Source organism: Saccharibacillus sp. O23 (assembly GCF_002205895.1).
GTDB lineage: Bacteria > Bacillota > Bacilli > Paenibacillales > Paenibacillaceae > Saccharibacillus.
The window spans coordinates 1-25,618 of the sequence record NZ_NJDE01000019.1; the positions used below are offsets into that span (position 1 = coordinate 1).

The 25,618-nt window shown below is 55.4% G+C and carries 26 protein-coding genes and 1 pseudogene; 26 read left to right on the forward strand and 1 reads right to left on the reverse strand.

Annotated elements, in window-relative coordinates; all coding sequences use genetic code 11:
* The 3 genes and pseudogenes from CDO73_RS26850 to CDO73_RS20175 all read left to right on the forward strand — a co-directional run.
* Positions 1-802: pseudogene (locus CDO73_RS26850) on the forward strand (flagellar hook-length control protein FliK); the annotation flags it as partial.
* Positions 799-1,104 (forward strand): EscU/YscU/HrcU family type III secretion system export apparatus switch protein, encoded by a 306-nt coding sequence (locus CDO73_RS20170; protein ID WP_088490331.1) that lies wholly within the window; start codon positions 799-801, stop codon positions 1,102-1,104. The pseudogene CDO73_RS26850 and the gene CDO73_RS20170, both read left to right, overlap by 4 nt.
* The gene (locus CDO73_RS20175; RefSeq protein WP_088490332.1) at positions 1,101-1,541 is read left to right on the forward strand and encodes a YraN family protein; all 441 of its coding nucleotides are present in this window, start codon (positions 1,101-1,103) and stop codon (positions 1,539-1,541) included. The genes CDO73_RS20170 and CDO73_RS20175 overlap by 4 nt, the downstream gene beginning before the upstream one ends.
* Positions 1,542-1,643: 102 nt before the next feature.
* On the opposite strand, the gene CDO73_RS20180 is transcribed toward CDO73_RS20175, so the two are convergent.
* On the reverse strand, positions 1,644-3,227 hold the full coding sequence (locus CDO73_RS20180) for a YifB family Mg chelatase-like AAA ATPase (protein ID WP_088490437.1): 1,584 nt from the start codon (positions 3,225-3,227) through the stop codon (positions 1,644-1,646).
* Between the two features lie 349 nt (positions 3,228-3,576).
* On the opposite strand from CDO73_RS20180, the gene CDO73_RS20185 reads away from it, so the two are divergent.
* The 23 genes from CDO73_RS20185 (at position 3,577) to CDO73_RS20295 (ending at position 25,595) form a co-directional block, all read left to right on the forward strand.
* Positions 3,577-4,044 (forward strand): MarR family winged helix-turn-helix transcriptional regulator, encoded by a 468-nt coding sequence (locus CDO73_RS20185; protein ID WP_088490333.1) that lies wholly within the window; start codon positions 3,577-3,579, stop codon positions 4,042-4,044.
* A gap of 303 nt (positions 4,045-4,347) precedes the next feature.
* Positions 4,348-5,505 (forward strand): ADP-forming succinate--CoA ligase subunit beta, encoded by a 1,158-nt coding sequence (gene sucC, locus CDO73_RS20190; protein ID WP_088490334.1) that lies wholly within the window; start codon positions 4,348-4,350, stop codon positions 5,503-5,505.
* A 62-nt stretch (positions 5,506-5,567) separates the two neighbouring features.
* Positions 5,568-6,497 carry a succinate--CoA ligase subunit alpha gene (sucD, locus tag CDO73_RS20195; RefSeq protein ID WP_088490438.1) on the forward strand — a complete coding sequence of 310 codons (930 nt, stop codon included), beginning with the start codon at positions 5,568-5,570 and terminating at the stop codon, positions 6,495-6,497.
* A 143-nt stretch (positions 6,498-6,640) separates the two neighbouring features.
* Positions 6,641-7,783: a DNA-processing protein DprA gene (gene dprA, locus CDO73_RS20200; protein ID WP_088490335.1), complete on the forward strand. Its 1,143-nt coding sequence runs from the start codon at positions 6,641-6,643 to the stop codon at positions 7,781-7,783.
* A 97-nt stretch (positions 7,784-7,880) separates the two neighbouring features.
* Positions 7,881-9,980: a type I DNA topoisomerase gene (topA, locus tag CDO73_RS20205; RefSeq protein WP_088490336.1), complete on the forward strand. Its 2,100-nt coding sequence runs from the start codon at positions 7,881-7,883 to the stop codon at positions 9,978-9,980.
* Positions 9,981-9,997: 17 nt separating this feature from the next.
* A complete protein-coding gene (gene trmFO / locus CDO73_RS20210; RefSeq protein WP_088490337.1) occupies positions 9,998-11,332 on the forward strand; it encodes an FADH(2)-oxidizing methylenetetrahydrofolate--tRNA-(uracil(54)-C(5))-methyltransferase TrmFO in 1,335 nt (444 codons plus the stop codon).
* Positions 11,333-11,360: 28 nt separating this feature from the next.
* On the forward strand, positions 11,361-11,900 hold the full coding sequence (hslV, locus tag CDO73_RS20215; RefSeq protein ID WP_087800869.1) for an ATP-dependent protease subunit HslV: 540 nt from the start codon (positions 11,361-11,363) through the stop codon (positions 11,898-11,900).
* A 94-nt stretch (positions 11,901-11,994) separates the two neighbouring features.
* A complete protein-coding gene (gene hslU, locus CDO73_RS20220) occupies positions 11,995-13,401 on the forward strand; it encodes an ATP-dependent protease ATPase subunit HslU (RefSeq protein ID WP_088490439.1) in 1,407 nt (468 codons plus the stop codon).
* A gap of 367 nt (positions 13,402-13,768) precedes the next feature.
* Positions 13,769-14,173: a flagellar basal body rod protein FlgB gene (flgB, locus tag CDO73_RS20225; protein WP_088490338.1), complete on the forward strand. Its 405-nt coding sequence runs from the start codon at positions 13,769-13,771 to the stop codon at positions 14,171-14,173.
* The gene (gene flgC / locus CDO73_RS20230; protein ID WP_088490339.1) at positions 14,173-14,625 is read left to right on the forward strand and encodes a flagellar basal body rod protein FlgC; all 453 of its coding nucleotides are present in this window, start codon (positions 14,173-14,175) and stop codon (positions 14,623-14,625) included. The genes flgB and flgC overlap by 1 nt, the downstream gene beginning before the upstream one ends.
* 51 nt (positions 14,626-14,676) lie before the next feature.
* On the forward strand, positions 14,677-14,988 hold the full coding sequence (fliE, locus tag CDO73_RS20235; protein ID WP_088490340.1) for a flagellar hook-basal body complex protein FliE: 312 nt from the start codon (positions 14,677-14,679) through the stop codon (positions 14,986-14,988).
* Positions 14,989-15,030: 42 nt separating this feature from the next.
* Positions 15,031-16,620: a flagellar basal-body MS-ring/collar protein FliF gene (fliF, locus tag CDO73_RS20240; RefSeq protein WP_088490341.1), complete on the forward strand. Its 1,590-nt coding sequence runs from the start codon at positions 15,031-15,033 to the stop codon at positions 16,618-16,620.
* Between the two features lie 12 nt (positions 16,621-16,632).
* Positions 16,633-17,649 carry a flagellar motor switch protein FliG gene (gene fliG, locus CDO73_RS20245; RefSeq protein WP_088490342.1) on the forward strand — a complete coding sequence of 339 codons (1,017 nt, stop codon included), beginning with the start codon at positions 16,633-16,635 and terminating at the stop codon, positions 17,647-17,649.
* Positions 17,642-18,463 carry a FliH/SctL family protein gene (locus CDO73_RS20250; RefSeq protein ID WP_088490343.1) on the forward strand — a complete coding sequence of 274 codons (822 nt, stop codon included), beginning with the start codon at positions 17,642-17,644 and terminating at the stop codon, positions 18,461-18,463. Before fliG ends, CDO73_RS20250 begins: the two co-directional genes overlap by 8 nt.
* A 174-nt stretch (positions 18,464-18,637) precedes the next feature.
* On the forward strand, positions 18,638-19,957 hold the full coding sequence (gene fliI, locus CDO73_RS20255) for a flagellar protein export ATPase FliI (RefSeq protein ID WP_088490344.1): 1,320 nt from the start codon (positions 18,638-18,640) through the stop codon (positions 19,955-19,957).
* A gap of 12 nt (positions 19,958-19,969) precedes the next feature.
* The gene (gene fliJ, locus CDO73_RS20260) at positions 19,970-20,413 is read left to right on the forward strand and encodes a flagellar export protein FliJ (RefSeq protein WP_088490440.1); all 444 of its coding nucleotides are present in this window, start codon (positions 19,970-19,972) and stop codon (positions 20,411-20,413) included.
* 40 nt (positions 20,414-20,453) lie between these two features.
* Entirely contained in the window at positions 20,454-21,413 is a 960-nt protein-coding gene (locus tag CDO73_RS20265) for a MotE family protein (protein ID WP_088490345.1), read from the forward strand.
* Positions 21,414-21,442: 29 nt separating this feature from the next.
* The gene (locus CDO73_RS20270) at positions 21,443-22,849 is read left to right on the forward strand and encodes a flagellar hook-length control protein FliK (protein WP_088490346.1); all 1,407 of its coding nucleotides are present in this window, start codon (positions 21,443-21,445) and stop codon (positions 22,847-22,849) included.
* 21 nt (positions 22,850-22,870) lie between these two features.
* Positions 22,871-23,473, forward strand: a complete 603-nt coding sequence (locus tag CDO73_RS20275) for a flagellar hook capping FlgD N-terminal domain-containing protein (protein WP_088490347.1) — start codon at positions 22,871-22,873, stop codon at positions 23,471-23,473.
* 1 nt (position 23,474) lies between these two features.
* Entirely contained in the window at positions 23,475-23,849 is a 375-nt protein-coding gene (locus tag CDO73_RS20280; RefSeq protein WP_088490348.1) for a TIGR02530 family flagellar biosynthesis protein, read from the forward strand.
* A gap of 164 nt (positions 23,850-24,013) precedes the next feature.
* Positions 24,014-24,835: a flagellar basal body rod protein FlgG gene (gene flgG / locus CDO73_RS20285; protein WP_088490349.1), complete on the forward strand. Its 822-nt coding sequence runs from the start codon at positions 24,014-24,016 to the stop codon at positions 24,833-24,835.
* A gap of 71 nt (positions 24,836-24,906) precedes the next feature.
* Positions 24,907-25,131 (forward strand): flagellar FlbD family protein, encoded by a 225-nt coding sequence (locus CDO73_RS20290; RefSeq protein WP_088490350.1) that lies wholly within the window; start codon positions 24,907-24,909, stop codon positions 25,129-25,131.
* Complete coding sequence (locus CDO73_RS20295; RefSeq protein ID WP_088490351.1) at positions 25,128-25,595, forward strand: flagellar basal body-associated FliL family protein; 468 nt, start codon at positions 25,128-25,130, stop codon at positions 25,593-25,595. Before CDO73_RS20290 ends, CDO73_RS20295 begins: the two co-directional genes overlap by 4 nt.
* Positions 25,596-25,618 lie beyond the last annotated feature (23 nt).

Here is a 25,618-nt window from a genome sequence, read left to right on the forward strand (position 1 = left end):
GGCGCAGCAGGCCGCTCCGCAGGGCGGCGCCGCTTCGGCGCAGTCCGCCGCCGCGCCTGCCGCGGTGGGAACCCCGGCCGCCGCCGAGCAGGCGGCCTCCGCCCCGAACGCGGATTCTCGTCCGGGGGTCTCGGCGGCCGTGCGAGCCGCCGCCGAGCAGGCGCTGCGCGCGGTTCAAGGCGACGAGCTTCGCCCCGACGCCGCGACCGCCGACGGCAAAGCCGCGCAGCCTCAAGCCGCCCAGCCTGCGGCCGCCGAAGTGCGGGAGACGTTGAAGTCGCTGCTTCTGCAGCTCTCCTCGTCGGACACGCTTCCGGCCGGAATCAAAGACGCCGCGCAGCAGGCCGTCCAGCAGTTGACCGGACAGCAGCTTCTGCTGAATACGGACCGCACCGCGCCTTTCGCGCAGGTGACGATGTTCCTGCCGTTCGTCGGTCCGGACGGCAATCAGACGGCGTCCGTGCAGATCGAATCGAAGCGGGGACCCAAAGGCGAACTCGACGCTTCGAACTGCCGATTGTGGTTCGATCTCGACATGAAAGCGCTGGGACGTACCGTGATCGACGTGCAGGTGGTAGACCGCAAAGTCAGCTTGAATTTCCGCAACGACGAAGAATGGGCGCGTCCGCTGCTCGAAGCCGGACAAGCGGAGATTTCGTCGGCTTTGCATGCGGCGGGCTACCAACTGATGGCGCTGCGCACCGACGCGCTGCCTCAACGCACGGTGGACGCCGTCGGCGAAGGGAATACCACGCTCTCTTATACGCCGCAATCTTATCGCGGGGTGGATGTGAAGATATGAACGGGAAAGAACCGAAACCCGAAGAAACGGCCCGCAAACGGGCCGTCGCGCTTAAATATTCGCCGGATCAGATGAACGCGCCGGTGGTCGTCGCCAAAGGCAAAGGCAGCATCGCGGAAGCTATTCTCGCCCGCGCGCAGGATGCCGGCGTTCCGATTCAGGAAGACGCCGCATTGGTCGAAGTGTTATCCAAGCTCGATCTGGATCAGCAGATTCCGGCCGAACTGTACGGGCTGGTCGCCGAGCTGTTGGCTTTCGTTTATCGAAGCGACCGGGAAGCAGGCAGAAGGAGCGGCCGATGAGCGATAACGAACGCAAGACGAAGGAAGCGCCTGCTTCGGCCGGAGCCGCTTCCTTACATAGAGGACCCGCGCGGACGGCTTATACCCGCAAAGAAAAAGGCAAAGCCGCCGAAGACGCGGCGGCTTTGCATTTGGAGCGGAACGGCTGGACCGTCAAAGAACGCAATTGGAGCTGCCGGACCGGAGAGCTGGACCTGATCGCGGTCCGAGGCGAGACGATTCTGTTCGTCGAAGTGCGCAGCCGAAGCGGCAGCGGATTCGGTCTTCCGGCCGAATCGGTCGATGCCCGCAAGATTCGCAAAGTGCGCCATACGGCGGAAGCGTATCTGCACCGCTTCGGTTTGTCCGACCGACCGATCCGTTTCGACGTGATCGCGGTCATGTTGGGCCGAAATCTGGAGATCCGTTCGCTGGAACAGATCGAAGAAGCTTTTTGACTTTTGATTGGGGATAAACGACAAACAGGACCGCTCCCCGCGAGCGGTCCTGTTCGGTTTGTCCATATGCGAATCGCTTCGGAGTTTCCGTATCCGTCCGATTCAATCCCGCTCTCTGCGGTCCATCTGCCGATACTGCAAAGCCTCGGCGACATGTTCGGTGCGGATCTCCGCGCAATCTTCCAGATCGGCGATCGTCAGCGCCAATTTCAGAATCCGGTCCCGCGAACGCATGCTGAGTCCCAAAGCGCCGATCGCGGTATCGAGCAGCAGCGCCGCTTCGCGGCCGGGCGAAGCGTATTTGCGGAGCAGCGCTCCGCTCAGGTCGCTGTTCGATTCCGCCGGCAGTTCCCGATAGCGGGCCCGCTGACGTTCCGCAGCCGCTTCGACCCGATTTTTCAAATCGGCGGACGACAGACCGGGCGCGGCCGAATCGCCGGATGAAGGCTGCGGGACTTCGATCTGCATATCGATACGGTCGAGCAGCGGCCCCGAAATGCGGCTGCGGTAACGGGCGATCGCCGAAGCGGAACAGGTGCAGGCGGAATATCCGTCTTCGCCGCGTCCGCCGCCGCAAGGACAAGGATTCATCGAACAGGCCAGCATGAAATGGGCCGGGAAAGTAAACGAAGCCCGCGCGCGGCTGATCGTGACGATCCGGTCTTCGAGCGGTTGGCGCAGCACTTCGAGCGTGCCTCTGGAGAATTCCGGGAGTTCGTCGAGAAACAGCACGCCGCGGTGAGCCAAGCTGACTTCGCCCGGCCGCGGAATCGAGCCGCCGCCCGCAAGTCCCGAAGGCGAGATGGTATGATGCGGCGAACGGAACGGACGTTTCCGGATCAGGCCTTGACTCGCGCTTGGCAATCGTCCGGCCGCGCTCAGAATCTTGGTCGCTTCCAGCGCTTCGTTTTCGGACAACTCGGTCATGATGCTCGGCAGCCTTTTGATCAGCATCGTTTTGCCGGTACCGGGCGGACCCGAGAGCAGAATGTTGTGCATGCCCGACGCCGCGATCGTCAGCGCGCGTTTGGCATGTTCTTGCCCGAAGACGTCGATATAATCGTCGCCGTCCGGCGAAGCGGCAGCCGGAAAAGAAGCGGGCAGGCTTGCCTGCGGCAGATAGAGCAGTCCGTCCGCGTCGAAATCGTAACGCCGCTCCCGCCCGGCCGCCAATTCTTCGCGCTGGCTTTCGGGAACGAGCATGCGCAGATGGGGAAGCGCATAGATGTCGATCCCGTTGACCAGCGCGGCTTCGTTCGCGTTTTGCGGAGGGATCAAGACGGCGTCGAAGCCTTGCCGCTTAGCGCAGTCGGCCATCGCCAACACGCCGGGAACGGGCCGCAGCGTTCCGTCGAGCGAGAGTTCCCCGATCGCGACGAAGCGGCGCCCTTCGGGAAGCCGAAGCTGTTCGTCGGAGAGCAGGATTCCCAGCGCGATGGCGAGATCGAGCGAAGAGCCTTCTTTTCGCAGATCGGCTGGAGCGAGACTGATCGTGATCCGTCGATTGGGAAAGCGGAACCCGCAGTTTTTGAGCGCGGCTTTGACCCGGTCGGTCGCTTCGCGCACGGCGGAGTCCGGAAGTCCGATCACCGCCGTCGCCGGCAGCCCGTTCGTGATATCTACCTCGACTTCGACGATGACGCCGTCCACGCCGTACAGGCACGCGCTATAACTTTTTCCGTACACCAAAAACACCTCTTTTTCGTAAAATGGCGGCATGCTGCCGCGCGGCTCGAAAAAGGGTGCTTCCTCTTTTTTCGGAAATAGAACAGGGGCGATAACCGATCCCCTTCGACTTCTTCTATTGTAACGGGAGCTTGAAGGAAGTCAAGACGATCGAAGCGATCGAACGGGCGGCCGGACGATTCGATGTGCCGTATCCGGATCCGGCGCAAAAATCCGAAACCTGCAAAAAAGTGACCGTTCGAGTGAATTTTTCGACAAATTCTAGCCCAACGTATTTACAACAATCAAATTTAATGCGATTATGTTTGTAAATGAAAATCGGAAACGATCTAGGAGAGGGGTACGCATTATGGGCAAAACCGACGAGTATCCGCAGCTTCAATTGGACAACATGCTGTGCTTCTCGATCTATGCCAGTTCGCGCGAGATCACGAAGATGTATCAGCCGTATCTGGAACAATTGGGCGTGACTTATTCGCAGTATTTGGTGCTGATCGTGTTATGGGAACAAGACGAACGCACGGTGAAGGAATTGGGCGAGGAATTGTTCCTCGATTCGGGAACGTTGACTCCGCTGCTCAAACGTCTGGAGAGCGCCGGGTTGGTCGAACGCAACCGCTCCACCGAAGACGAACGCAAAGTATTCATTTCCTTGACCGAGAAAGGCAAGGAATTGAGAGAGAAAGCCGCTCCGATTCCCGAATGCATGGCGAGAGACCTGCAAATGGAAGTGCCGGAGTTCTTGGAACTGCTCGGCCGTTTCCAGAACCTGCTGGCTCGGGCGCATGAAGTCAATATCAAATCGTCGGGCAAATAAACAACGGATCGATCGTCACGAAAAGATTCGTTTACGCGGAAGCCGGAGTCCTAGGGGACTTCGGCTTTTTCGGCGTTCGATCGTTCGGAGAGACCGGGAGGGGAAACTCTTTTTGTCGAAAAAGAAAAGAGATGGCGAAAAGGGCGAACGAACGAAAAGAAAAACGTGTCGAAAAAAGCGGAATAGTTCGAATTTTAAGAAAGCGTTTTAAAATCACCTATCAGTCGTGCTATAATGATTGAGGTTGTACTTTTCTGCCTGGCAACCCGCCTGGTGCGAGCCAATTTGATAGGAGGATTCAAAATGAATATCCACGAATATCAAGGCAAAGAAGTTTTGCAGCAGTACGGAGTATCCGTGCCGCGCGGGAAGGTAGCGTTCAACGTCGAAGAAGCCGTGAACGCGGCCCGCGAACTCGGAAGTCCGGTCGTCGTCGTAAAGGCACAGATCCATGCGGGCGGACGGGGCAAAGCCGGAGGGGTCAAGATTGCGAAAAGTCTGGATGAAGTACGGACTTACGCCGAGGAGCTGCTCGGCAAAGTGCTCGTAACCCATCAGACCGGACCCGAAGGCAAAGAGATCAAGCGTCTTCTGATCGAAGAAGGCTGCGACATCAAAAAAGAATATTACGTCGGCGTCGTCGTGGACCGGGGAACCGGCAGCGTGGTGCTGATGGCTTCGGAAGAAGGCGGAACGGAGATCGAAGAAGTGGCGGCCGCCACTCCGGAGAAGATCTTCCGCGAAGTGGTCGACCCGGCCGTCGGATTGCAGCCTTTCCAGGCTCGCCGTCTGGCTTACGCGATCAACATTCCGAAAGAACTGGTGAACAAAGCGGCGAAGTTCATGATGGCGCTCTACACGGCCTTCGTGGACAAAGACTGCTCGATCGCCGAGATCAATCCGCTCGTCGTGACGGGCGCGGGCGACGTGATGGCGCTTGACGCCAAACTCAACTTCGATTCCAACTCGCTGTTCCGCCACAAAGACATTTTGGCGCTGCGCGATCTGGACGAAGAAGACGAGAAAGAAATCGCCGCATCCAAATTCGACCTGAGCTACATAGCGCTCGACGGCAATATCGGCTGTATGGTCAACGGCGCGGGCCTTGCGATGGCGACGATGGATATCATCAAATACTACGGCGGAGAACCCGCCAACTTCCTGGACGTAGGGGGCGGCGCGACGAAGGAGAAAGTTACCGAAGCCTTCAAGATCATTCTGTCCGACCCGGAAGTCAAAGGGATCTTCATCAACATCTTCGGCGGCATCATGCGCTGCGACGTCATCGCGGACGGCGTGGTGGAAGCGGCGAAGCAGATCAAACTGGACAAACCGCTCGTCGTGCGCCTCGAAGGCACGAACGTCGAACTGGGCAAGAAGATCCTGAACGAATCGGGACTCAATATCGTATCCGCGGACTCGATGGCCGACGGCGCGCAGAAGATCGTGGAATTGGTATAATCGACTGAAGCACCGCAGCGTCAGTTTCGCAAACCGACTTTAAACGGAGGATGTGGATCGGCATGAGTATTCTGGTGGATAAAAATACGAAGGTCATTACGCAGGGCATTACGGGCGAGACGGGGCTTTTCCATACGAAAGGCGCCTTGGAATACGGTACGCAGATGGTCGGCGGCGTTACGCCGGGCAAAGGCGGCACCGAAGTCGAGATTACCCTCGAAAACGGCAGTACCGTTAAACTTCCGGTATTCAATACGGTCAACGAAGCGGTAAAAGCGACAGGCGCGACGGCGAGCGTAATCTACGTTCCGCCGGCATTCGCCGCGGACTCCATCATGGAAGCCGTAGACGCCGAGCTGGATCTGGTCATCTGCATCACGGAAGGCATTCCGGTGCTGGACATGGTTAAGGTCAAGCGTTACATGGAAGGCAAAAAATCCGTGCTGATCGGACCGAACTGTCCGGGCGTCATCACGCCGGAAGCGTGCAAGATCGGCATTATGCCGGGCTATATTCATAAAGCGGGCAAAGTAGGCGTCGTATCCCGAAGCGGAACGCTGACGTACGAAGCCGTGCATCAGTTGACGACGCGCGGCATCGGCCAGTCTACCGCTGTAGGCATCGGCGGCGACCCGGTCAAAGGTTCGGAATTTATCGACATCCTGAAGCTCTTCAACGAAGACGAAGGCACGCAGGCGGTCGTCATGATCGGCGAGATCGGCGGTACCGCGGAAGAAGAAGCGGCCGAGTGGATCAAAGCCAACATGACCAAACCGGTCGTAGGCTTCATCGGCGGCGCTACCGCGCCTCCGGGCAAACGGATGGGCCATGCCGGCGCCATCATCTCGGGCGGCAAAGGTACGGCGGCCGAGAAGATCGCCAAGCTCGAAGAGTGCGGCATCCGCGTCGCGCCGACGCCTTCGGAGATGGGTTCGACGCTTGTCGCGGTTCTGGAAGAACGCGGCATTCTGGATACGTTCACGGCAGGTTGATTTTCGGCTTGATTCGAATCGAATAGCGTTCGTTTGTTGATTAGGCAAGCAGCCTTTCTTTCCCTATGGGGAGAAAGGCTGCTTTTTTTGCGCTGCGCGTCGAATAACGGAATCTCGAGGGAATTAAAAAGGAGGCATTCGGCATGACTTTATATTTACCGGCAGAGTCTCTCTGGCTGATCGGGCTGCACGAGACGCCGGGGATCGGTTGGTTAAGCATTCAAAGGTTGAAGGCGATCGCGGATGAACGGCAGATTCGCGCGGAAGACTTATTCGATCTTTCCCCGGAAGATTGGTCGTCGTTCGGAGCGGAACGGAAGCTTGCCGCGGCCGCCGGCAAACTGAATCGGAAGCGAACCGAAGAACGCGCGGAGATTTTGGCAAGCAAAGGCATCGTTCCGGTAACTTTCGCGGACGGAGAATATCCTACTTTAATGAAGGAAACTGCTCAGGCTCCGTGGGTGCTGTATACGATCGGCCGACGGGAACTGCTGGCCGATTTCGGAATCGCCGTAGTGGGAACCCGAATGCCGACTTCTTACGGACGCATCGTCTGCGAACGCATCTCCGGCACGCTGGCCGAACGCGGCGTCTGCCTGATCAGCGGCATGGCGCGGGGCATCGACGGATTCTGCCACCGGGAAGCGTTGAAGCGCGGAGGTTCCACCATCGCGGTGCTGGGGGCGGGCGTGGACGTCGTCTATCCGCCCGAACATCGGCAGCTGCATCAAGACATCGCCCGTCACGGATTGTTGGTTTCGGAATTTCCGCCGGGAACTCGTCCTTCGCCGGGACTGTTCCCTCTGCGCAACCGGATTATCGCCGGACTGTCCAGAGGCGTGCTGATCGTCGAGGCGGCGCAGCGGAGCGGTTCGCTGATCACCGCCGACTATGCCCTGGAAAACGGGCGCGACGTGTTCGCGGTACCCGGTTCCGTGACTTCGCCCAAAAGCGCGGGAACGTTCGAATTGATCAAACACGGGGCCAAACCTTGCGCGACCGCGGACGATATTTTGGAGGAGTATTCGCATTTGTTCGTTTCGGCCGCGGCGGATCGCGAAAAAAAAGAGGTACATGAAAAATTGACAAAAGAGGAGCGGAAGATATACGTTATATTGGAGCAAGGGGATGCAAGCATCGACGAACTGCAGCGGGAGACGTCCTGGGAGTTTGGACTTTTACATTCCGTTCTGCTATCGTTAATCATAAAAAGCCAGGTGAAGTCGCTCTCCGGCGCCGTGTATACCTGGACAGGTGACCGATCCGCTGACCCCGACCTACACTAAACCAATATTCGTACCACCCAACAATCGAAGAATGGCGCGGTTCAGGGCAAGGGGCCCGGAAAGCCGCGCGCATACAACTTGAGAGGAGGCCGAACCTATGGCAGATTCGCTCGTCATCGTGGAATCGCCCGCAAAGGCGAAAACGATCGGCAAATACTTAGGCAGCAAGTTCATCGTCAAGGCGTCCATGGGCCATATTCGGGATCTTCCGAAAAGCCAGATCGGGGTCGAAGTCGAGAACGAATTCAATCCGAAATACATCACGATCCGCGGCAAAGGTTCGATCTTGAAAGAACTGAAAGACGCGAGCAAAAAAGTCAAAAAAGTCTATCTGGCGGCCGACCCCGATCGCGAAGGCGAAGCGATTGCCTGGCATCTGGCGCACGCGCTCGATATCGATAACGTCCAAGACTGCCGCGTCGTGTTCAACGAAATCACCAAGCAGGCGGTCAAAGACGCGTTCAAGACGCCGAGACCGATCAATATGGATCTGGTCAACGCCCAACAGGCTCGCCGGATTCTGGATCGCCTCGTCGGGTATAAGATCAGCCCGCTGCTCTGGAAAAAAGTCAAAAAAGGCTTGTCGGCAGGACGCGTGCAGTCGGTAGCGGTGAAGCTGATCATCGACCGGGAAAACGAGATCGCGGAATTCGTGCCGGAAGAATACTGGAGCATTACCGCGCGTTTGGCCGTGAAAGGCAACGAATTCGAAGCCAAGTTCCATCAACTGAACGGCGCCAAAAAAGAGCTTCACAGCGAACAGGACGTGCAGGAAGTCATGGCCGCCTTCGAAGGCAAAGACTTCGTCGTGGGCGAAGTCAAAGAAAGAGAGCGTCAGCGTCACCCTTCGCCTCCGTTCACCACAAGCTCCCTGCAGCAGGAAGCCGCGCGCAAACTGAATTTCCGCGCCGCCAAAACGATGTCGGTCGCCCAACAGCTCTATGAAGGCATCGATCTCGGCAAGGAAGGCACGGTCGGTCTGATCACTTACATGCGTACCGACTCCACGCGAATCGCCGGAAGCGCGCAGGAAGAAGCGAAAGAGTTCATCGGCGAACGTTACGGCAGCGATTTCGTTCCGGAGACGCCTCGGCAGTACTCCAAGAAATCCGCCGGCGCGCAGGACGCGCACGAAGCCGTTCGTCCGACGTCGATCTCGCGCGATCCGGAATCGGTCAAAGCGTTCATGAGCCGCGATCAGTTCCGGCTGTACAAATTGGTATGGGAGCGTTTCGTCGCCAGCCAGATGTCTTCGGCCGTGTTGGACACGATGTCGGTCGATATCGAATCGGGCAGCGCGACGTTCCGGGCGGTCGGTTCGAAAGTCCGCTTCCAAGGTTTCATGAAAGTGTACGTGGAAGGCAACGACGACGGCAGCGTGGAAGAAGACAAGTTCCTTCCGGCACTTGCCAAAGGCGACAAGCTGACGCGCAAAGAAGTCGAACCGAAGCAGCATTTCACGCAGCCGCCTCCGCGTTACACGGAAGCCCGGCTCGTCAAGACGCTGGAGGAACTGGGGATCGGGCGTCCGAGTACGTACGCGCCGACGCTGGAGACGATCCAGAAGCGCGGCTACGTCGCGATCGAAGAGAAGAAGTTCGTTCCGACGGAACTCGGCGAACTGATCAACGAGCAGATGGAACAGTTTTTCCCGGAAATTCTCGACGCGGAATTCACGGCTCATATGGAAGAAAGCCTCGACCACGTGGAAGAAGGCGAAGAAGAATGGGTGCGGGTACTGCAAGAGTTCTACGGCACGTTCGAAAAAAGACTCGAAGTCGCCGAAGAAGAAATGAAAGAAATCGAGATTCAGGACGAAGTGTCCGACGAAATCTGCGATAAATGCGGCAAACCGATGGTCTACAAAATGGGGCGTTTCGGCAAGTTCTTGGCCTGCTCGGGCTTCCCGGACTGCCGCAATACGCGCCCGATCGTCAAAAATATCGGCGTGATCTGTCCGAAGTGCAAAGAAGGCCACGTGGTGGAACGCCGAAGCAAAAAAGGCCGCGTCTTCTACGGCTGCGACAAATATCCGGAATGCGATTTCGTATCGTGGGATCGCCCGTCGGCGAAGCCTTGCCCGGTATGCAGCTCGCTGATGGTCGAGAAGCGCAGCAAACAGGGCACGAAGCTGCAATGTACGTCGTGCGACCACACGGAAGTGCTCGAAGACAACGAAGATACGGCGGAAGCTTAACATAGGGGGAACATGAAGTGAGCAGCAATCAACGGGTAACGGTAATCGGTGCGGGACTGGCGGGAAGCGAGGCGGCTTGGCAGATCGCCAGCCGCGGCGTTCCGGTCACGCTTTACGAGATGCGGCCAAAAGTGAAGACGCCGGCGCATCACACATCCTATTTCGCGGAGCTGGTGTGCAGCAACTCGCTGCGCGCGAACGGCTTTACGGGCGCGGTCGGCGTTTTGAAAGAAGAGATGCGCAGGCTCGACTCGCTGGTCATCGGCAAAGCCGACGCCAGCGCCGTTCCGGCGGGCGGGGCGCTCGCGGTCGACCGGGATCTGTTCTCGGGCGGCATCACGCAGGCGCTCAAAGAGCATCCGCTCGTCGACGTGCGCGAAGAGGAAGTCACCGAGATTCCGGAAGACGGAATCACCGTCATCGCGACGGGACCTCTGACTTCGCCGTCGCTGTCGCAGCAGATCAAAGGCTTTATGGGCGAAGAATATTTCTACTTCTACGACGCGGCGGCGCCGATCATCGAGAAAGATTCGATCGATATGGACAAAGTCTATCTGGCTTCCCGCTACGACAAAGGCGAAGCGGCTTACTTGAACTGCCCGATGACCGAAGAAGAATTCGACCGCTTCTACGAAGCTTTGATCTCGGCGGAGACGGCGGAATTAAAAGAGTTCGAAAAAGAAATCTATTTCGAAGGCTGCATGCCGATCGAAGTGATGATGCGCAGAGGCCGTCAGACGGCGCTGTTCGGCCCGATGAAGCCGGTCGGTCTGCCCGACCCGCGTACCGGCAAGAACCCGTTCGCGGTCGTGCAGCTGCGTCAAGACAACGCTGCGGGCACCCTGTACAATCTGGTCGGTTTCCAGACGCACCTCAAATGGGGCGAACAGAAACGCGTGTTCCAGATGATTCCGGGACTCGAAAACGTGGATATCGTGCGCTACGGCGTCATGCACCGCAACACGTTCATCAATTCGCCGAAACTGCTCGAGCCGACGTACCAATGCAAGACCCGTCCGAATCTGTTCTTCGCCGGTCAAATGACGGGCGTGGAAGGATATGTCGAGTCGGCGGCTTCGGGGCTGATCGCGGGCATTAACGCCGCGCATCTGGCGCTCGGACAAGAGCCGATCGTCTTCCCGGAAGAAACGACGCTCGGCGGTATGGCCCGTTATATCACGACGGCCGACCCGGATCATTTCCAACCGATGAACGCGAACTTCGGCCTGCTGCCGAAACTCGAACAGAAGATCCGCAACAAAAAGGAAAAGAACGAAGCTTTGGCGCAGCGCGCATTGGATAAGCTTGCGGCCTTTACGGCGGAACGATCGCTGACGACCGCTCAGGGCTGATCCGCGCGCCCCGAAAAGGAGGATCACGATGGAGACTACGTTTCACGCCACAACGATTTGCGCGGTGCGCAAAAACGGCAAAGCGGCTATCGCCGGCGACGGCCAGGTCACGATGGGTCAGAACGTCATCATGAAACAGCACGCGAAAAAGGTTCGTCGTCTGTACCGCGGTCAGGTATTGGCCGGATTCGCGGGTTCGGTCGGCGACGCGATCACGCTGTTCGAGAAATTCGAAGGCAAGTTGGAAGAACATCAAGGCAACTTGCAGCGCGCGGCCGTCGAATTGGTCAAAGAATGGCGTACCGATCAGATGCTGCGGAAACTCGAAGCGCTGATGATCGTATTGGACAAAGAAGGCATGCTGCTGATCTCGGGCAACGGGGAGATCATCGAACCGGACGACGACATCATCGCGATCGGCTCGGGCGGCAACTTCGCGTTGTCCGCTGCGCGCGCGCTCAAACGCCACGCGGAGATGGACGCCAAAGAAATCGCTCAAGCTTCGCTGAAAATCGCGGCCGAGATCTGCGTGTATACCAACGACAACATCATCGTCGAGGAACTTTAACGCCAATAACGGCGCGCCCGGCCTTGCGAATCGGTCTTCCGCCGATCCGTACGAGCGGCCGCGCGCCCCAGAGTGGAGGGTATGGCTAATGGCTATGAAGAACGAAACCCTGACACCGCGAGAAATCGTGGCGGAACTGGATAAGTACATCGTGGGACAGAAAAAAGCGAAACGTTCGGTCGCGGTCGCTCTGCGGAACCGTTACCGCCGCAGCCTGCTGCCGGAAGAAACGCGCGACGAAGTCGTGCCGAAAAACATCTTGATGATCGGACCTACCGGCGTCGGCAAAACGGAAATCGCGCGACGTTTGGCGAAACTTGTCGGCGCTCCTTTTATCAAAGTCGAAGCGACAAAATTCACGGAAGTGGGTTACGTGGGACGCGACGTCGAAGCGATGGTGCGCGATCTCGTCGAGACTTCGATCCGCATGGTCAAAGCCGAACGTACGGAGAGCGTCAAAGACCGGGCCGAAGAAATGGCGAACGAACGGATCGTCGAGATTCTGGTTCCGGCCGCCAAGTCGGCATCCTCGCAGCGCAATCCGTTCGAAATGCTGTTCGGCGGCCAAGCCGCCAAAACGCCGGAACCGGAGCCGGAGAAAACGCGCTACGAAGAAGGCAGCCTGAGCGAACGCCGCCGCAAAGTCCGTTTCGATCTGTTGTCGGGCAAGCTGGAAGACGACGTGATCGAGATCGATATCGAGGACGCGATGCCGAACATGTTCGACATGTTGGCCGGTCAAGGCAACGAGCAGATGGGCAACATTCAAGAAATGCTCGGCAATTTCCTGCCTAAGCGCACCAAGCGGCGCAAACTGCCGATCCGCGAAGCGCGCAAAGCGCTGATCCAAGAAGAAGCCGCCAAGCTGATCGATATGGACGACGTCAATCAGGAAGCCGTTCGCCGCGCCGAGCAATCGGGCATCATTTTTATCGACGAGATCGACAAAGTGGCCGGAAGCGGCCGCGGGCACGGTCCCGACGTCTCGCGCGAAGGCGTGCAGCGGGATATCCTTCCTATCGTCGAAGGTTCGACCATCATGACCAAGTACGGTCCGGTGAAGACGGACTACGTTCTCTTTATCGCCGCAGGCGCTTTCCATGTCTCCAAGCCGTCCGATCTGATCCCCGAACTTCAAGGGCGTTTCCCGATTCGGGTAGAGTTGGAGAGCCTGACGTTGGAGGACTTTATCGCGATCTTGACCGAGCCGCAGAACGCGCTGACCAAACAGTATGTCGATCTGTTGAAGACCGAGAATATCGAGATCGGGTTCTCGGACGAAGCGATTCGCGAGATTGCGAGCATCGCGGCTTCCGTGAACCAGAATACCGAGAATATCGGCGCGCGCCGTCTGCATACCATTTTGGAAAAGCTGCTCGAAGATCTTTCTTTCGAAGCGCCGGAACTGAATCTGGAGCAGATGGTCATCACGCCGGAATACGTACGCGAGAAGCTGGCCGATATTGCCAAAGACCGCGACTTGAGCCAGTACATCCTCTAGGAAGTCACTAAGGGTTCCAGGCGGAGTATTCGACGTCCGATGGAAGAGTTGAGCCGTGTAAGCATATTCATTTTTCGAAATGCGTTTCAATGAAGCAACGGCTTAATCAAAATAAGAAAAAGCCCTGTCTTTCAACTAAGGAAAGATAGGGCTTTTTTCTTATTGTTTTATAGGTCCAACTCGAAGAAACTTAAGTAAGACGTTACGAAAAGCATAGGAATCTATCTGCTCTCCATTCATAAAGTCCGATAAAAAGAGCGCACTCGAAATATCGGTAACTTTTTTCAGAAAAACAATAGTTTAGCCGAATTTAATTTTGTATAATTTATAGAACGCACAATGCTTAATAACAGAAGGAGTGGAATCGATGAATATTTTCAACGATACGGGTTTTAACCGCCTGCGGAGCGCCATCGATGCTTCGAACACCAGACAGCAAGTCATTTCTAACAACATCGCCAATGCGGACACTCCGTTCTTCAAACGTTCCGAAGTGTCTTTCGAAAGTCTGCTTCAGTCGGAAATGAATGGTGTAGGTTCTATTAAGGGGCGAATTACCAATTCCCGCCATATCGCCATCGGTTCCGCTTCCGTTCCGACCGCTCAAGTCACGACCGACAAGAGCACCGTAATGAACAACAATTCCAACAACGTGGACATCGATACGGAAATGACGAACCTGGCGGAAAACCAGCTTCGCTACAATACGTATCTCGAAGAAGTCACCCACCAGATCAAGATGATGAGAACCGCATTGGGAGGTAACGCTTAATGAGAATCAGCAACGGATTTGACGTTAGCGCATCGGCTCTGACGGCTCAGCGGCTTCGGATGGACGTGATTTCTTCCAACATCGCCAACGCGGACACGACGAGAGCGCAAGTGGTCGACGGAAAAGCTCAACCTTATCGCCGCAAAGTGACCGTTTTTTCGGAAAACGAGACGAACTCGTTCGCGAACAAGCTGAAAACGGCGATGGACGGCAAAAGCTCGGCTTCGGGCGTGAAGGTTACCCAGATCCAAGAAGACCAAGAGCCGTTCAAACTGGTCTACAACCCGACTCATCCGGATGCGGACGCTAACGGATACGTGCAAATGCCCAACGTGGATATCGCCAAAGAAATGGTCGACATGATCTCCGCTACCCGTTCTTACGAAGCGAACGTGACGGCCCTCAACGCGAGCAAAGCCATGATTACCAAAGCGCTGCAAATCGGCAAGTAATCCCGCATTTAACATCACAGAGGCGAAGTCAAGCCGGAAAAGGAGCCTACCATGATTCAAAATCATATGTTTAACCCGGTACAAATGGCGAATCGCGTCGCTTCGAGCGTTCAGGAAGGAACGAAAGCGACCCCGCACGAGTCGATGCAGGAGTTCGGCCAATATTTGCAGAACGCGCTGCAAGGAGTCTCCGATATGGAAAAAACAGCGGACAACACCGGAAAGCAGTTCATGGTGGGTCAAGCGAGCGTGGATCAAGTCATGATCACCGCCGAACAAGCGCTGCTGGGTCTTCAGATGACTTCGCAAGTGCGCAACAAAGTGATCGAGGCTTATCAGGAGATCATGCGAACACAATTGTAACGGGAAGGAAATCAAGCATATGCTGCCTAGCGGGGTGAAAATGTGAACGAAAGATTGACCCGAATAAGGGATTCGCTCCTGGGCTACTGGAACCGGCTCAGCAAAACGCAAAAAGCCCTTCTGGTATCGACCGTCGCCATCACGCTGCTGACGATCGTCATACTGACCATGCAGTTCTCGAAAACGGAGTACGAGGTGGCTTTTCAAGATCTGAGCGCGGAAGACTCGGCGGCTACCATGACTTATCTGGATTCGGCAGGCATTCCTTACAAACTGAGTTCGGACGGCAAAACGTTGTCCGTGCCCAGCACGAACGCCGCCAGAGTTCGAATCGACGTAGCGTCCCAGGGCATCATTCAGAACGGTTCGATCGGCTTCAATAAGATGTTCGGAACGACGACGTCGGCATTGGGGATGACCGAAAACGAGTTTAACGTCAAATATAACAGCGCATTGAACGGCGAGGTCGAATCTTTACTCAAAATGATGGACGGCGTTGCCGGGGCAAAAGTTTTGGTGAATTTGCCGAAAGAAAGTCTTTTTGCCAGCGAAGAAGATCAAAGTCAAGCTTCGGCTTCGGTCGTGATGACGTTCAAACCGGGATTCCGTCCGAATCAGGACGTGATCGACAGTTACTTCAATCTCGTCAAAACGTCGGTGCCGAATCTGCCGATCGATAACATCACGATTTCGAGCGATAATACCATCTTGTACGCTTCCAATTCGGGAGAAGGATTCGGAGCGGGCTCGGCAGGCGCCATTCAGGACAATCTGACGATGCAGCGCAAATACGAGAGCGACATCGAAAAAAGCGTGAAGATGTTCCTCGGCAGCATCGTGGGAGCCGATAAAGTGAACGTATTGGTCGCTTCCAAGCTGAATTTCGATCAGGTGAATACCACGGAGAACTTGTATACGCCGGTTGACGAAGCCAACATGAAAGGCATCGAGATCAGCGTGCAGGACGTGCAGGAGAGTTATACCGGAGCGGCGGCAGCCGATAGCGGAGTAGCGGGAACGGGAACGCAGGCCGTGCCGACTTACCCGGGAAGCACCTCCAACGGGCAATCGACTTCGGAATCTTCCAACAAGATCGTGAATTACCAAGTTAACCAGATTACCAAGCAAATCGCGCAAAGCCCATATATCGTAAAAGATTTAACCATTAACGTCGCGATTGAACCACCCGACGGAGCGACGACGTTAGACGGAACGGTAAGAACCAACATCGAAGGGATCTTGTCCAATATCGTGGGCGCTTCGCTTGCCGATTCCGGAGTGACCTATTCGCCCGAGGAACTGGCCGCCAAAATCAAAGTCATTCCTTCGGTAGCCACGACTCAACCGGCACCAACTGCTGCAGGCATGTCTCCGGTTCTTTTCTGGAGCATCATCGGCGGCGTCGTGCTTCTGGCCGTAGTCGCGCTCTTCCTGATCTTGCGCCGCAGAAGAAAAACGCGCGAAGAGGAACTGCTCGAAGAAATGGCTCTGCCTACGCCGGCGGAAATGCCTTCCATCAATCTCGATACCGTCAGCGGAGAAAGCCAGATGCGCAAGCAGTTGGAATCTCTCGCCAAGAAAAAGCCGGATGAATTCGTTAATCTGCTGCGTACCTGGCTAGCCGATGAATAGGAGTGAAGAAGTGTGGCCAAAGCAAGCTCGCAAACGTTAAGCGGACGGCAGAAGGCAGCCATTCTGTTGATCTCGCTGGGGCCTGAGGTGTCGGCTCAAATCTTCAAGCATTTGCGGGACGAAGAAATCGAGCAATTGACTCTCGAAATCGCAAACGTACGTAAGGTGGACAGTTCCGAGAAGGACTCGGTGCTTGCCGAGTTCCACCAGATCTGTCTGGCTCAAGAATATATTTCCCAAGGCGGGATCAACTACGCCAAAGAGATTCTGCAAAAAGCGCTCGGCGAGCAAAAAGCCTTGGAAGTCATCAATCGATTGACCGCAACCTTGCAGGTGCGGCCGTTCGATTTTGCGCGTAAAGCCGATCCGAGCCAAATCTTGAACTTTATTCAAAACGAAAATCCGCAAACGATCGCGTTGGTGCTGTCGTATTTGCAGTTCGATCAGGCATCCATCATCCTTTCTTCGCTTCCGCAGGAAAAGCAGGCGGAAGTGGCACGGCGGATCGCGATGATGGACAGCACCTCTCCGGAAGTCATCGCTCAAGTCGAACGCGTGCTGGAACAGAAGCTGTCTTCGACCGTTACGCAGGACTTCGCGACGGCAGGCGGCATCGAATCGATCGTTTCGATCCTCAACGGCGTAGACCGGGGAACGGAACGCACGATTCTGGATTCGCTCGAAATTCAAGATCCGGAATTGGCGGAAGAAATCAAAAAGAGAATGTTCGTGTTCGAAGATATCGTCAACATCGACGACCGTTCGATTCAGCGCATCATCCGCGATGTGGAAAACGCCGACTTGCAGCTTGCGCTTAAAGTGGCCAGCGAAGAAGTTCGCGAAGTCGTATTCAAGAACATGTCCAAACGGATGGCCGAAACGTTCCGCGAGGAAATGGAATTCATGGGTCCTGTACGGCTGCGCGACGTCGAAGAAGCGCAGACTCGTATCGTAACGATTATCCGTAAGCTGGAAGAAGCTGGAGAGATCATTATCGCTCGCGGCGGAGGAGATGATATCATTGTCTAACCTCATTAAATCTTCGCAATACGTGCCTAAAGAAGAGTTTGTCAAACTGGATCTGCACCGGCACTATGCTTCGAAACACCAGCCTGAAGACGAGCAGAACGGACTTCGGGCTCCGGTTGCCGATCAACAGACGGTTATGCTCAAAGACGAGATGATTCGGGACGCCAAAGACTTCGCCGAGCTTCAGATTCGCGAAGCCGCCGATCAAGCGGAACGCATGTTGGCGGAAGCGCAGCAGCAGATCGAACTCTGGTGGCAGGAAAAGCGGGAGCAGGACGAGCATCTGATCGAAGCGGTCAAATCTCAGGGGTTTCGAGAAGGTTATGAGGAAGGCAAAGCTCAAGCCGAAGCCGAATTGGCTCTGCGGATGCAGCAGGCGGCCGAAGAAGCGCAAGCGCTGATCCAAGAAGGTGTCAGAACCAAAGAAGAAATGATTCAAGAAGCGGAACCTTTCCTGGTCGAGCTTAGCACGGCGATCGCGGAGAAAGTCATCGACCGCAAGTTGGCCGACGACGAAGAGCTGACGGTCGGCTTGATCCGTCAGACGCTTTCCCGGAAAAGAGAACAAGGCACGATCGCTTTGTGCGTAGCGCCTTCGCAATTTTCGATGATCAACTCGGCGCGCGAAGAGCTTGCCATGTCGATCGATTCGCAAGCCGAACTCGAGATTTTGCCCGATTCCACGGTCAAAGACCGCGGATGCGTGATCCGGTCGAATTTCGGCAGCGTGGATGCCCGAATCGATACTCAGCTTACCGAGATCAAACGGGAATTGCTCAGATTGGCTCTGCATGAGGAAGGTTCCGGGAACTAGAGGAATGCAGGACTTCCTAGTCCGGTCGGAAACCTATAGGAATTCCGGTAGGCTGCCGGGTTTTTTTAAATTCAGGAAATAGCACTTTTTAGCCTTAGCGGGTTTTTTATAAACGTGTAGAATAATCCTTGTAAGCATCACCGATAAACATTACAACGAAACGGAGGTGAGAGGGTGAAGAAAATTTTGGTCGACAAGTACTTGGATCAGCTCAGGCAGCTCGATCCGATCCGGGTGAACGGCAAAGTGACGCAGGTCATCGGACTGATGGTCGAATCCGAAGGACCGGACGCAAGCATCGGCGAAGTTTGCTACATTTACCCGACCAAGACGGCCCCTCCGCTCCAAGCCGAAGTCGTCGGTTTTCGGGACAACAAAGTGCTGCTGATGCCGCTCGGCGAACTGCAGTCGATCGGCCCGGGATGCGACGTGGTCGGCACGGGCAAGCCGCTGACGGTTCAAGTCGGATCGGAACTGCTGGGCAAAGTGCTCGACGGCCTCGGAAGACCTCTTGACGGCTCGATGCTTCCGGCGAGAATGGCGCATGCTTCGACCTTCAACATTCCGAGCAATCCGCTTCAGCGTCCGAGAGTGCACGAGCCGATCAGCGTCGGCGTAAGAGCGATCGACGGACTGCTGACGATCGGCAAAGGACAGCGGGTCGGCATCTTCGCCGGCTCGGGCGTCGGCAAGAGTACGCTGATGGGGATGATCGCCCGGAACACTTCGGCCGATATCAACGTGATCGCGCTGATCGGCGAACGGGGACGCGAAGTGCTGGACTTTATCGAACGGGACCTCGGCCCCGAAGGCTTGGCCCGCTCGGTAGTCATCGTCGCCACTTCCGACCAGCCCGCGCTGGTCCGGATCAAAGGAGCGTTGATTGCGACCAGCATCGCCGAATATTATCGGGATCGCGGAATGAACGTGATGATGATGATGGACTCGGTTACCCGCTACGCGATGGCGCAGCGCGAAGTCGGCCTCGCGGTCGGCGAGCCGCCGGCGATGAGAGGCTATACGCCTTCGGTCTTCGCCAGCCTGCCCAAGCTTCTCGAACGGGCCGGTACGGGACCGACCGGATCGATCACCGCGTTCTACACGGTACTGGTCGACGGCGACGATATGAACGAACCAATCGCCGACGCGGTCCGGGGCATCTTGGACGGACACATCGTCCTCAACCGGGGCATCGCGAACCGCGGACATTTTCCGGCGATCGACGTACTGGCCAGCATCAGCCGGGTCATGAAAGACATCTCGCCCGAGATTCAGACCGAAGCGGCGAACAATCTCAAACGGCTGCTCTCGGTATACAAAGAATCGGAAGACCTGATCAACATCGGCGCTTACCAACGAGGGTCGAGCGACGAGATCGACGAAGCGATCGAGAATATCCAGCGAATCTGGGATTTCACGAAGCAGAAGGTAAACGAAAAAACGACGTTGGACGAATCGATAGAACGTTTAATCCAAGAATTCTCAAGGAGCTGACCTTAGGAAATGTTGAAATTCACTTATGCATTCCAAAAAGTCGTGGATCTCAAAACGAGCGAAAAAAATCATGCGGAAATGCACCTGTCTTCGGCCATCGGACGTTTGCAAGCCGAAGAACAGACGCTGACGCAATTGTCTTCGGACAAGGATTCGATGGTCGATGCTCTTCAAGACCAAAGCGCGAATACCGTTTCGGCTTCCCAACTCCAACAGATGCAGGATTACATCAGCTATATCGACCAATGCATTCTTCAAAAGCGTCAAGATATTCAAACGGCCCAAGTAAAAGTCGAAGAAAAGAAAGAACAGCTCACGACGAAAATGCTGGACGAAAAAGTATGGATGCAAGCTCGCGGCAAAGCTTTGGAGTCTTTCCAAAAAGAGGAACTGCTGCGCGAGCAAAACGAGCTTGATGAGATGGCGACCGTTCGTTTCGCCTCCCGCGCCCATTAAACCGCAGGCGCGGCCGCAAGAGTAAAGGGAGGAGAAACGTATGGCAAAAACCGAAGTTCAACCTGAGATGGCTCTGGAAGAAGGTTCGGGCAGCAAAGCCGGTCGAATTCTGTTGTTCGCCGTCCCGATCCTGTTCACCATCGTATTGGTTGGCGTGCTGCTTACCTTATTGAATCCGAGCACTCGCAATTCGGTGCTGGAGACGGCAAACAAGATTCCTGTTGTCGGCACGATGCTTCCCAAACCGACGTACACGCCGGAACAGCAAGCCGCCATGAAGAAAGAGCAGCAGAAAGCCAGCGACGAAGCGACGATCAAACAGCTGAAAACGCAGCTGCAGCAAAAAACGACGGAATTGAACGCGGCCAAGCAAAAGCAAGCCAGCACTCAAACCGAAGTGGACAGCTTGAAAAAACAGGTCGAAGACGCCAAAGCCGCTCAGAAGAAAGCGGCTGCGGATCAACAAAGCAAAGAAAAACCGAAACCGAGCGATCAAGTCAGACAGCTCGCCGCCACTTATGCGGCAATGAGCGCCAGCAAGGCGGCTCCGATTCTGGAGACTTTGACCAATGAAGAAATCGCGATGGTTCTGAACGCGATGGGAACCGAACAACAATCGGCGATCCTGCAAAAGATGACGGCGGACAAAGCGGCCAAAATATCGATCATGCTCAAAAACGCCACGTCGCCGCAGCAATTGGAGACCGCGGCTAATGCAGCGCGAGCCGCCGCGGACAATGCCGATAAAGCCTCGGCTCAGCCGCAAACCAATTCGACCGGCGGTTCGTTGAACCAGACGCAGTTGGCTCAAACGTTCAGTTCGATGGATGCTGCAAGCGCGGCAACGCTGCTGGCGCAAATGGCCAAAACCAATCAAGCAAAGGTGCTGACAATCTTGAAATCGGTAGACGATACGACGCGTTCCGGCATTCTGTCTCAAATGGCCGGCACGGATAGCGAAACGGCCGCTGCTTTGGCCAATAAATTGATCGGAAGCTAATACACTCGAGAGGAGGTGAATAGAGGAAAATGGGAATGACGATTCCGGGAATGTCCACAGGTTCGGCCGCTCCGGCTTCCGGAGCAGGAGGCGGCAAAGCAGCGGCTTCCGCCACGACTTCGGCTGCCGCCTCGGCAAGCGGCGCGGCGGCGATCTTCGGCCAATCGCTTCAACAACTTATGGGGGCTGCGGTCGCAGGATCCGAAACAGGTTCCGAAACGCCGGCCAACCCGCTTCTGGCAGCTCTTCAACAACTGATCGCGGCCGCAGGCCAAGTCAGCGGAGACGAAAATTCGTCCGCAGAAGGCGACACCAAGCAGTTGGATGCCAAACTCGACGATCTGCTTGAACAGCTCGATTCTTTGGACGGGCAGCTGCAAGAACATCCCGAACTGATGTCGATGCTGCAAGGATGGATTCAACAAGCGCAAGCTCTTCTGAATCCGCAAGAAGGAGAAGCAGGCGGCGAAACCCAAGCATCCGCGGTGAACGCGCTGGCTTCCAATCCGGCAACGCTCAAATTCGCGCTTCAAGATACGGTCGTTCAGCTGATCGATATGCAAAAAAGCGATCAAACGGCACCGGACATGAAGGCGCTGGCCCAACAAGCGCTGACCGCTCTCCAACAAACGGTCGAAGAAGTCGGTAAAGAAACGAAGATCAACGCCAAATCGGTCGCGGCTCAACAGTCCGCAGGCGTGGTTCAAGGTCAAGAGATCGGAACCGCGGTCAAGAACGATTCGGCAGTCGGCAAAACCGATGCTCAGACGCAGTTGAAATCCGCAGCCGATCAAACGGTCGTGCAGTCGAAAAGTCAAGCTCAACAAAGCGGCGCAGATACGCAGCAGGGCGACGGAACCGATCAAGACGCTCAGCAGGAACTTAAACCGCAAGCTACGATCACGGCGGGCGAATTGGCGCTCCGGGCAAACGGAACGACGCCGGCCAAACCGGTCGAAGCCGTACCTGTACAGCGCATTCCGCAAGAGGTAGCCAAACTGGCCGTGGATCGATTGGAGATTTTGCGTAAAGAAGGATTTACCGAAGCGAAAATCTCGCTGACGCCGGATCATCTCGGCAAAGTGGATATCCGCTTGACGATGCACGCGGGACAGCTTGTCGCCCACTTCGTGACGGAACACGCGATGGCCAAAGATATGCTGGAACAGCAGATGGTACAGCTTCGCGGAACGCTTCAGAGCCAAGGCATTACGGTAGAGCGGCTCGAAGTAACGCAAAGTTCGTCGCTGCAATCGCAAATGGATCAAAACGGCAATCAGTCCGGAAACGGACAGCAGCAAAACGGACGTTCCCGCTCGAGAGAAGAAGCGACCGACGATGCGAGATTGACGGCGGAGCTCGGCGAAGAACTCGGCGAATGGTTAAGACAGAAAACAGCAGCACAAAACGGAAGTTCTTTCGTAGCGGAAGCATAATTCAGTCAGGAGGTTCTGTCATTGGCAAACGAATCCGTTTCAACGACAAATATCTGGCCCAACTATTCTAAAGAAAACGTTCAGAAAGCGGCGGCCGCGTCTAAAAAAGAGAGCGATTCGGCGACGATGGGCAAAGACCAGTTCATGACCATCTTGATCGCGCAGCTTAAAAACCAAGATCCGTTGTCTCCGATGGACAATTCGCAGTTTACGGCTCAGATGGCCCAGTTCTCCTCGCTGGAGCAGCTGATGAACATGTCTACCCAGTTGACTCAAATGAACGCTTCGATGGGCACGGCGTCTCAATTGATCGGTCAGAAGATCACTTGGTACGACACGGAAACCAAAAATTATTTGACGGGCGACGTAACTTCGGTTCTGCAAAAAGACGGTAAAATGTTTGCGGCGGTCGATAGTTATCTGGTTCCTGTAAACGACATTACCGTGATCGAAAAAGCGGACGCGGGCAATAAAACGCCGACAACCGATTCGACGGATAAAGCCGCGACTCAAGCGGCGGCTCAGAGCGCTTCCGCTCCGGAAACGAAATCGGATGCCGCGCAGACTTCCCAAGAGGAGGCCGCGAGCACGACCGAGTCCGGCGATAGCGGAGGTGTAAAATGAAATGAATGATCCGATTCGCGTAGGCCAGCTGTATCCGAGCAAGATTCCGCCAGCGGTTTCACGAAATCAGGCCGGCAAACCGGCAAACGGAGAAGCGTTCCAATCCGTTCTGGACGAGCAGCTGTTGAAGTTCAGCGGACACGCTTCGAAAAGGCTGGAACAGCGAGGCATTCAGCTTAATTCCGAACAACTCCGCAAGATCGGCAGCGCGATCGACAAAGCCGCAGCCAAAGGATCCAAAGAGTCGCTGCTGCTCATGCAGGACATGGCTCTTATCGTAAACGTCAAAAATCGAACGGTCGTTACGGCCGTGGATGAAAATTCAATGAAAAACAATGTATTCACGCAGATCGACAGTGCAGTCATTGTTTCCTAGCTAGACCGGCTGGACCGATAGGAAGCCGGATCGCCGCCGAACGCATGACGCGGTGAAAGATAGCACTTTTTAGCCGGGATTTTTCATGGAATATAAAGTAAAATGTAAAAAGATCAAATCTGCTGAAAAAATCAAATTGACGAAATCATAGGAGGAATCATCTAATGTTGAGATCCATGTATTCGGGCGTGTCGGGCATGAAAGGCTTCCAAACGAAACTCGACGTCATCGGCAACAATATCGCGAACGTCAACACGACCGGATTCAAAGCTTCCCGCGTTATGTTCAAGGATATTCTCAGTCAGACTTCCGCAGGCGCAACGGCTCCGGGGGATGCAAACGGCGGTTCCAACGCCAAGCAAATCGGTCTGGGTGTTTCGATCGGTTCTATCGACACTCTGCATCTCGCTGGTAGCGCGATGACGACGAACAATCCTACCGACTTGCGGATCGACGGAGACGGATTCTTTGCAGTATCGCTGACCGGAGAAGACGGCGGAGACAATTTTTTGACTAGAGCCGGCGATTTCCATGTGGATGGAAACGGTGATTTGGTAAATGGGGACGGATTATATGTTCTTAACACAGGTGGCACCAAGATCAATATCCCTGCAGGGTCGAAGTCTTCGATCGGCAGTGACGGAACAGTTACGATTCGAGACGCGGCAGGGGAAATCAATACGGAAAACCGTATCGCAGTCGTTGTCGTACGAAACCCTGAAGGGTTGGAAAAGGCCGGCGGCAATCTGTATCGGGTAGGACAGAATGCGATGGCACCGGGAGAAACGATTTCGCTCGAAGCTGGAGCCGACGGCGCTAACGCGCAAGCAGGCGGTATCGTAGCCGGCCAACTCGAAATGTCGAACGTCGACCTGACGGGCGAATTCACCGAGATGATTACCGCTCAGCGCGGTTTCCAAGCCAACTCCAGAATCATCACCACGTCCGACGAAATTCTCCAAGAAGTTGTCAACCTGAAACGATAAGAGGAATGAATAGCGGCGCATCGGCCGGCTGATCCAAGCCGCCTTTGCGCCAGCTTTACGGGAGGAAAACCATGATTCCAGTGACTCGTTTGAACGGCTCGCCGCTCTGGCTTAACGCGCTGCAAATCGAGATGGTCGAAGAAACGCCCGACACTTATGTTACGCTGGTTAACGGCAAACGCATGATCGTGCTTGAAAAAGCCGCCGACGTGGTTAAGCTGATGACCGAATATTACGCCGCGATCGGGCTTCACACCGCTTCGATCAAAGTGCAAAACGTGGGGGAAGAAGAATGAAGAAACTTTTGCCGTGGCTGATTACGATGTTATTGGCCATCACGCTTATCGTCGTAGCCGTTTTCTTGGTATTCGGCAATAACGATAAGGAAACGACCGCATCGGGAGAAAAGAAACCCGAAGCCAAACAGGAGAAAAAACTGTCCGCCAAAGAAATCGTGGCCGTCAGCTCCGATATGACCGACATCAAGACTAACCTTTCGGACGCTTCCTTTATCGTCCAAGTCGATTTCTCGTTCCAACTCGACAGCGCCAAAACCAAAGCGGAATTCGACGAAATCAAAGAAATTACGGTAAAGCCGATCGTTTTGATGACGCTGGCCGATATGACGCCGGAAAGCTTGAGCACCGTCAAAGGAAAAACGCAGTTGAATACCAAGCTTAAAAATCTGATCAACAAATCGCTGCCCGAAGGCGAAGTGGTCAGCGTGAATATCACGAACTTCTTGCTGGCTACGATCTGATTCGCCCGGCCGGCAGACGGATC

What these genes read in the sequence shown, in the direction of transcription:
- CDO73_RS20170 (WP_088490331.1), top strand. Translation starts at nt 799, where the DNA reads ATGAACGGGAAAGAACCGAAACCCGAAGAAACGGCCCGCAAACGGGCC.
- CDO73_RS20175 (WP_088490332.1), top strand. Translation starts at nt 1,101, where the DNA reads ATGAGCGATAACGAACGCAAGACGAAGGAAGCGCCTGCTTCGGCCGGA.
- CDO73_RS20185 (WP_088490333.1), top strand. Translation starts at nt 3,577, where the DNA reads ATGGGCAAAACCGACGAGTATCCGCAGCTTCAATTGGACAACATGCTG.
- sucC (WP_088490334.1), top strand. Translation starts at nt 4,348, where the DNA reads ATGAATATCCACGAATATCAAGGCAAAGAAGTTTTGCAGCAGTACGGA.
- sucD (WP_088490438.1), top strand. Translation starts at nt 5,568, where the DNA reads ATGAGTATTCTGGTGGATAAAAATACGAAGGTCATTACGCAGGGCATT.
- dprA (WP_088490335.1), top strand. Translation starts at nt 6,641, where the DNA reads ATGACTTTATATTTACCGGCAGAGTCTCTCTGGCTGATCGGGCTGCAC.
- topA (WP_088490336.1), top strand. Translation starts at nt 7,881, where the DNA reads ATGGCAGATTCGCTCGTCATCGTGGAATCGCCCGCAAAGGCGAAAACG.
- hslV (WP_087800869.1), top strand. Translation starts at nt 11,361, where the DNA reads ATGGAGACTACGTTTCACGCCACAACGATTTGCGCGGTGCGCAAAAAC.
- hslU (WP_088490439.1), top strand. Translation starts at nt 11,995, where the DNA reads ATGAAGAACGAAACCCTGACACCGCGAGAAATCGTGGCGGAACTGGAT.
- flgB (WP_088490338.1), top strand. Translation starts at nt 13,769, where the DNA reads ATGAATATTTTCAACGATACGGGTTTTAACCGCCTGCGGAGCGCCATC.
- flgC (WP_088490339.1), top strand. Translation starts at nt 14,173, where the DNA reads ATGAGAATCAGCAACGGATTTGACGTTAGCGCATCGGCTCTGACGGCT.
- fliE (WP_088490340.1), top strand. Translation starts at nt 14,677, where the DNA reads ATGATTCAAAATCATATGTTTAACCCGGTACAAATGGCGAATCGCGTC.
- CDO73_RS20265 (WP_088490345.1), top strand. Translation starts at nt 20,454, where the DNA reads ATGGCAAAAACCGAAGTTCAACCTGAGATGGCTCTGGAAGAAGGTTCG.
- CDO73_RS20270 (WP_088490346.1), top strand. Translation starts at nt 21,443, where the DNA reads ATGGGAATGACGATTCCGGGAATGTCCACAGGTTCGGCCGCTCCGGCT.
- CDO73_RS20280 (WP_088490348.1), top strand. Translation starts at nt 23,475, where the DNA reads ATGAATGATCCGATTCGCGTAGGCCAGCTGTATCCGAGCAAGATTCCG.
- flgG (WP_088490349.1), top strand. Translation starts at nt 24,014, where the DNA reads ATGTTGAGATCCATGTATTCGGGCGTGTCGGGCATGAAAGGCTTCCAA.
- CDO73_RS20290 (WP_088490350.1), top strand. Translation starts at nt 24,907, where the DNA reads ATGATTCCAGTGACTCGTTTGAACGGCTCGCCGCTCTGGCTTAACGCG.
- CDO73_RS20295 (WP_088490351.1), top strand. Translation starts at nt 25,128, where the DNA reads ATGAAGAAACTTTTGCCGTGGCTGATTACGATGTTATTGGCCATCACG.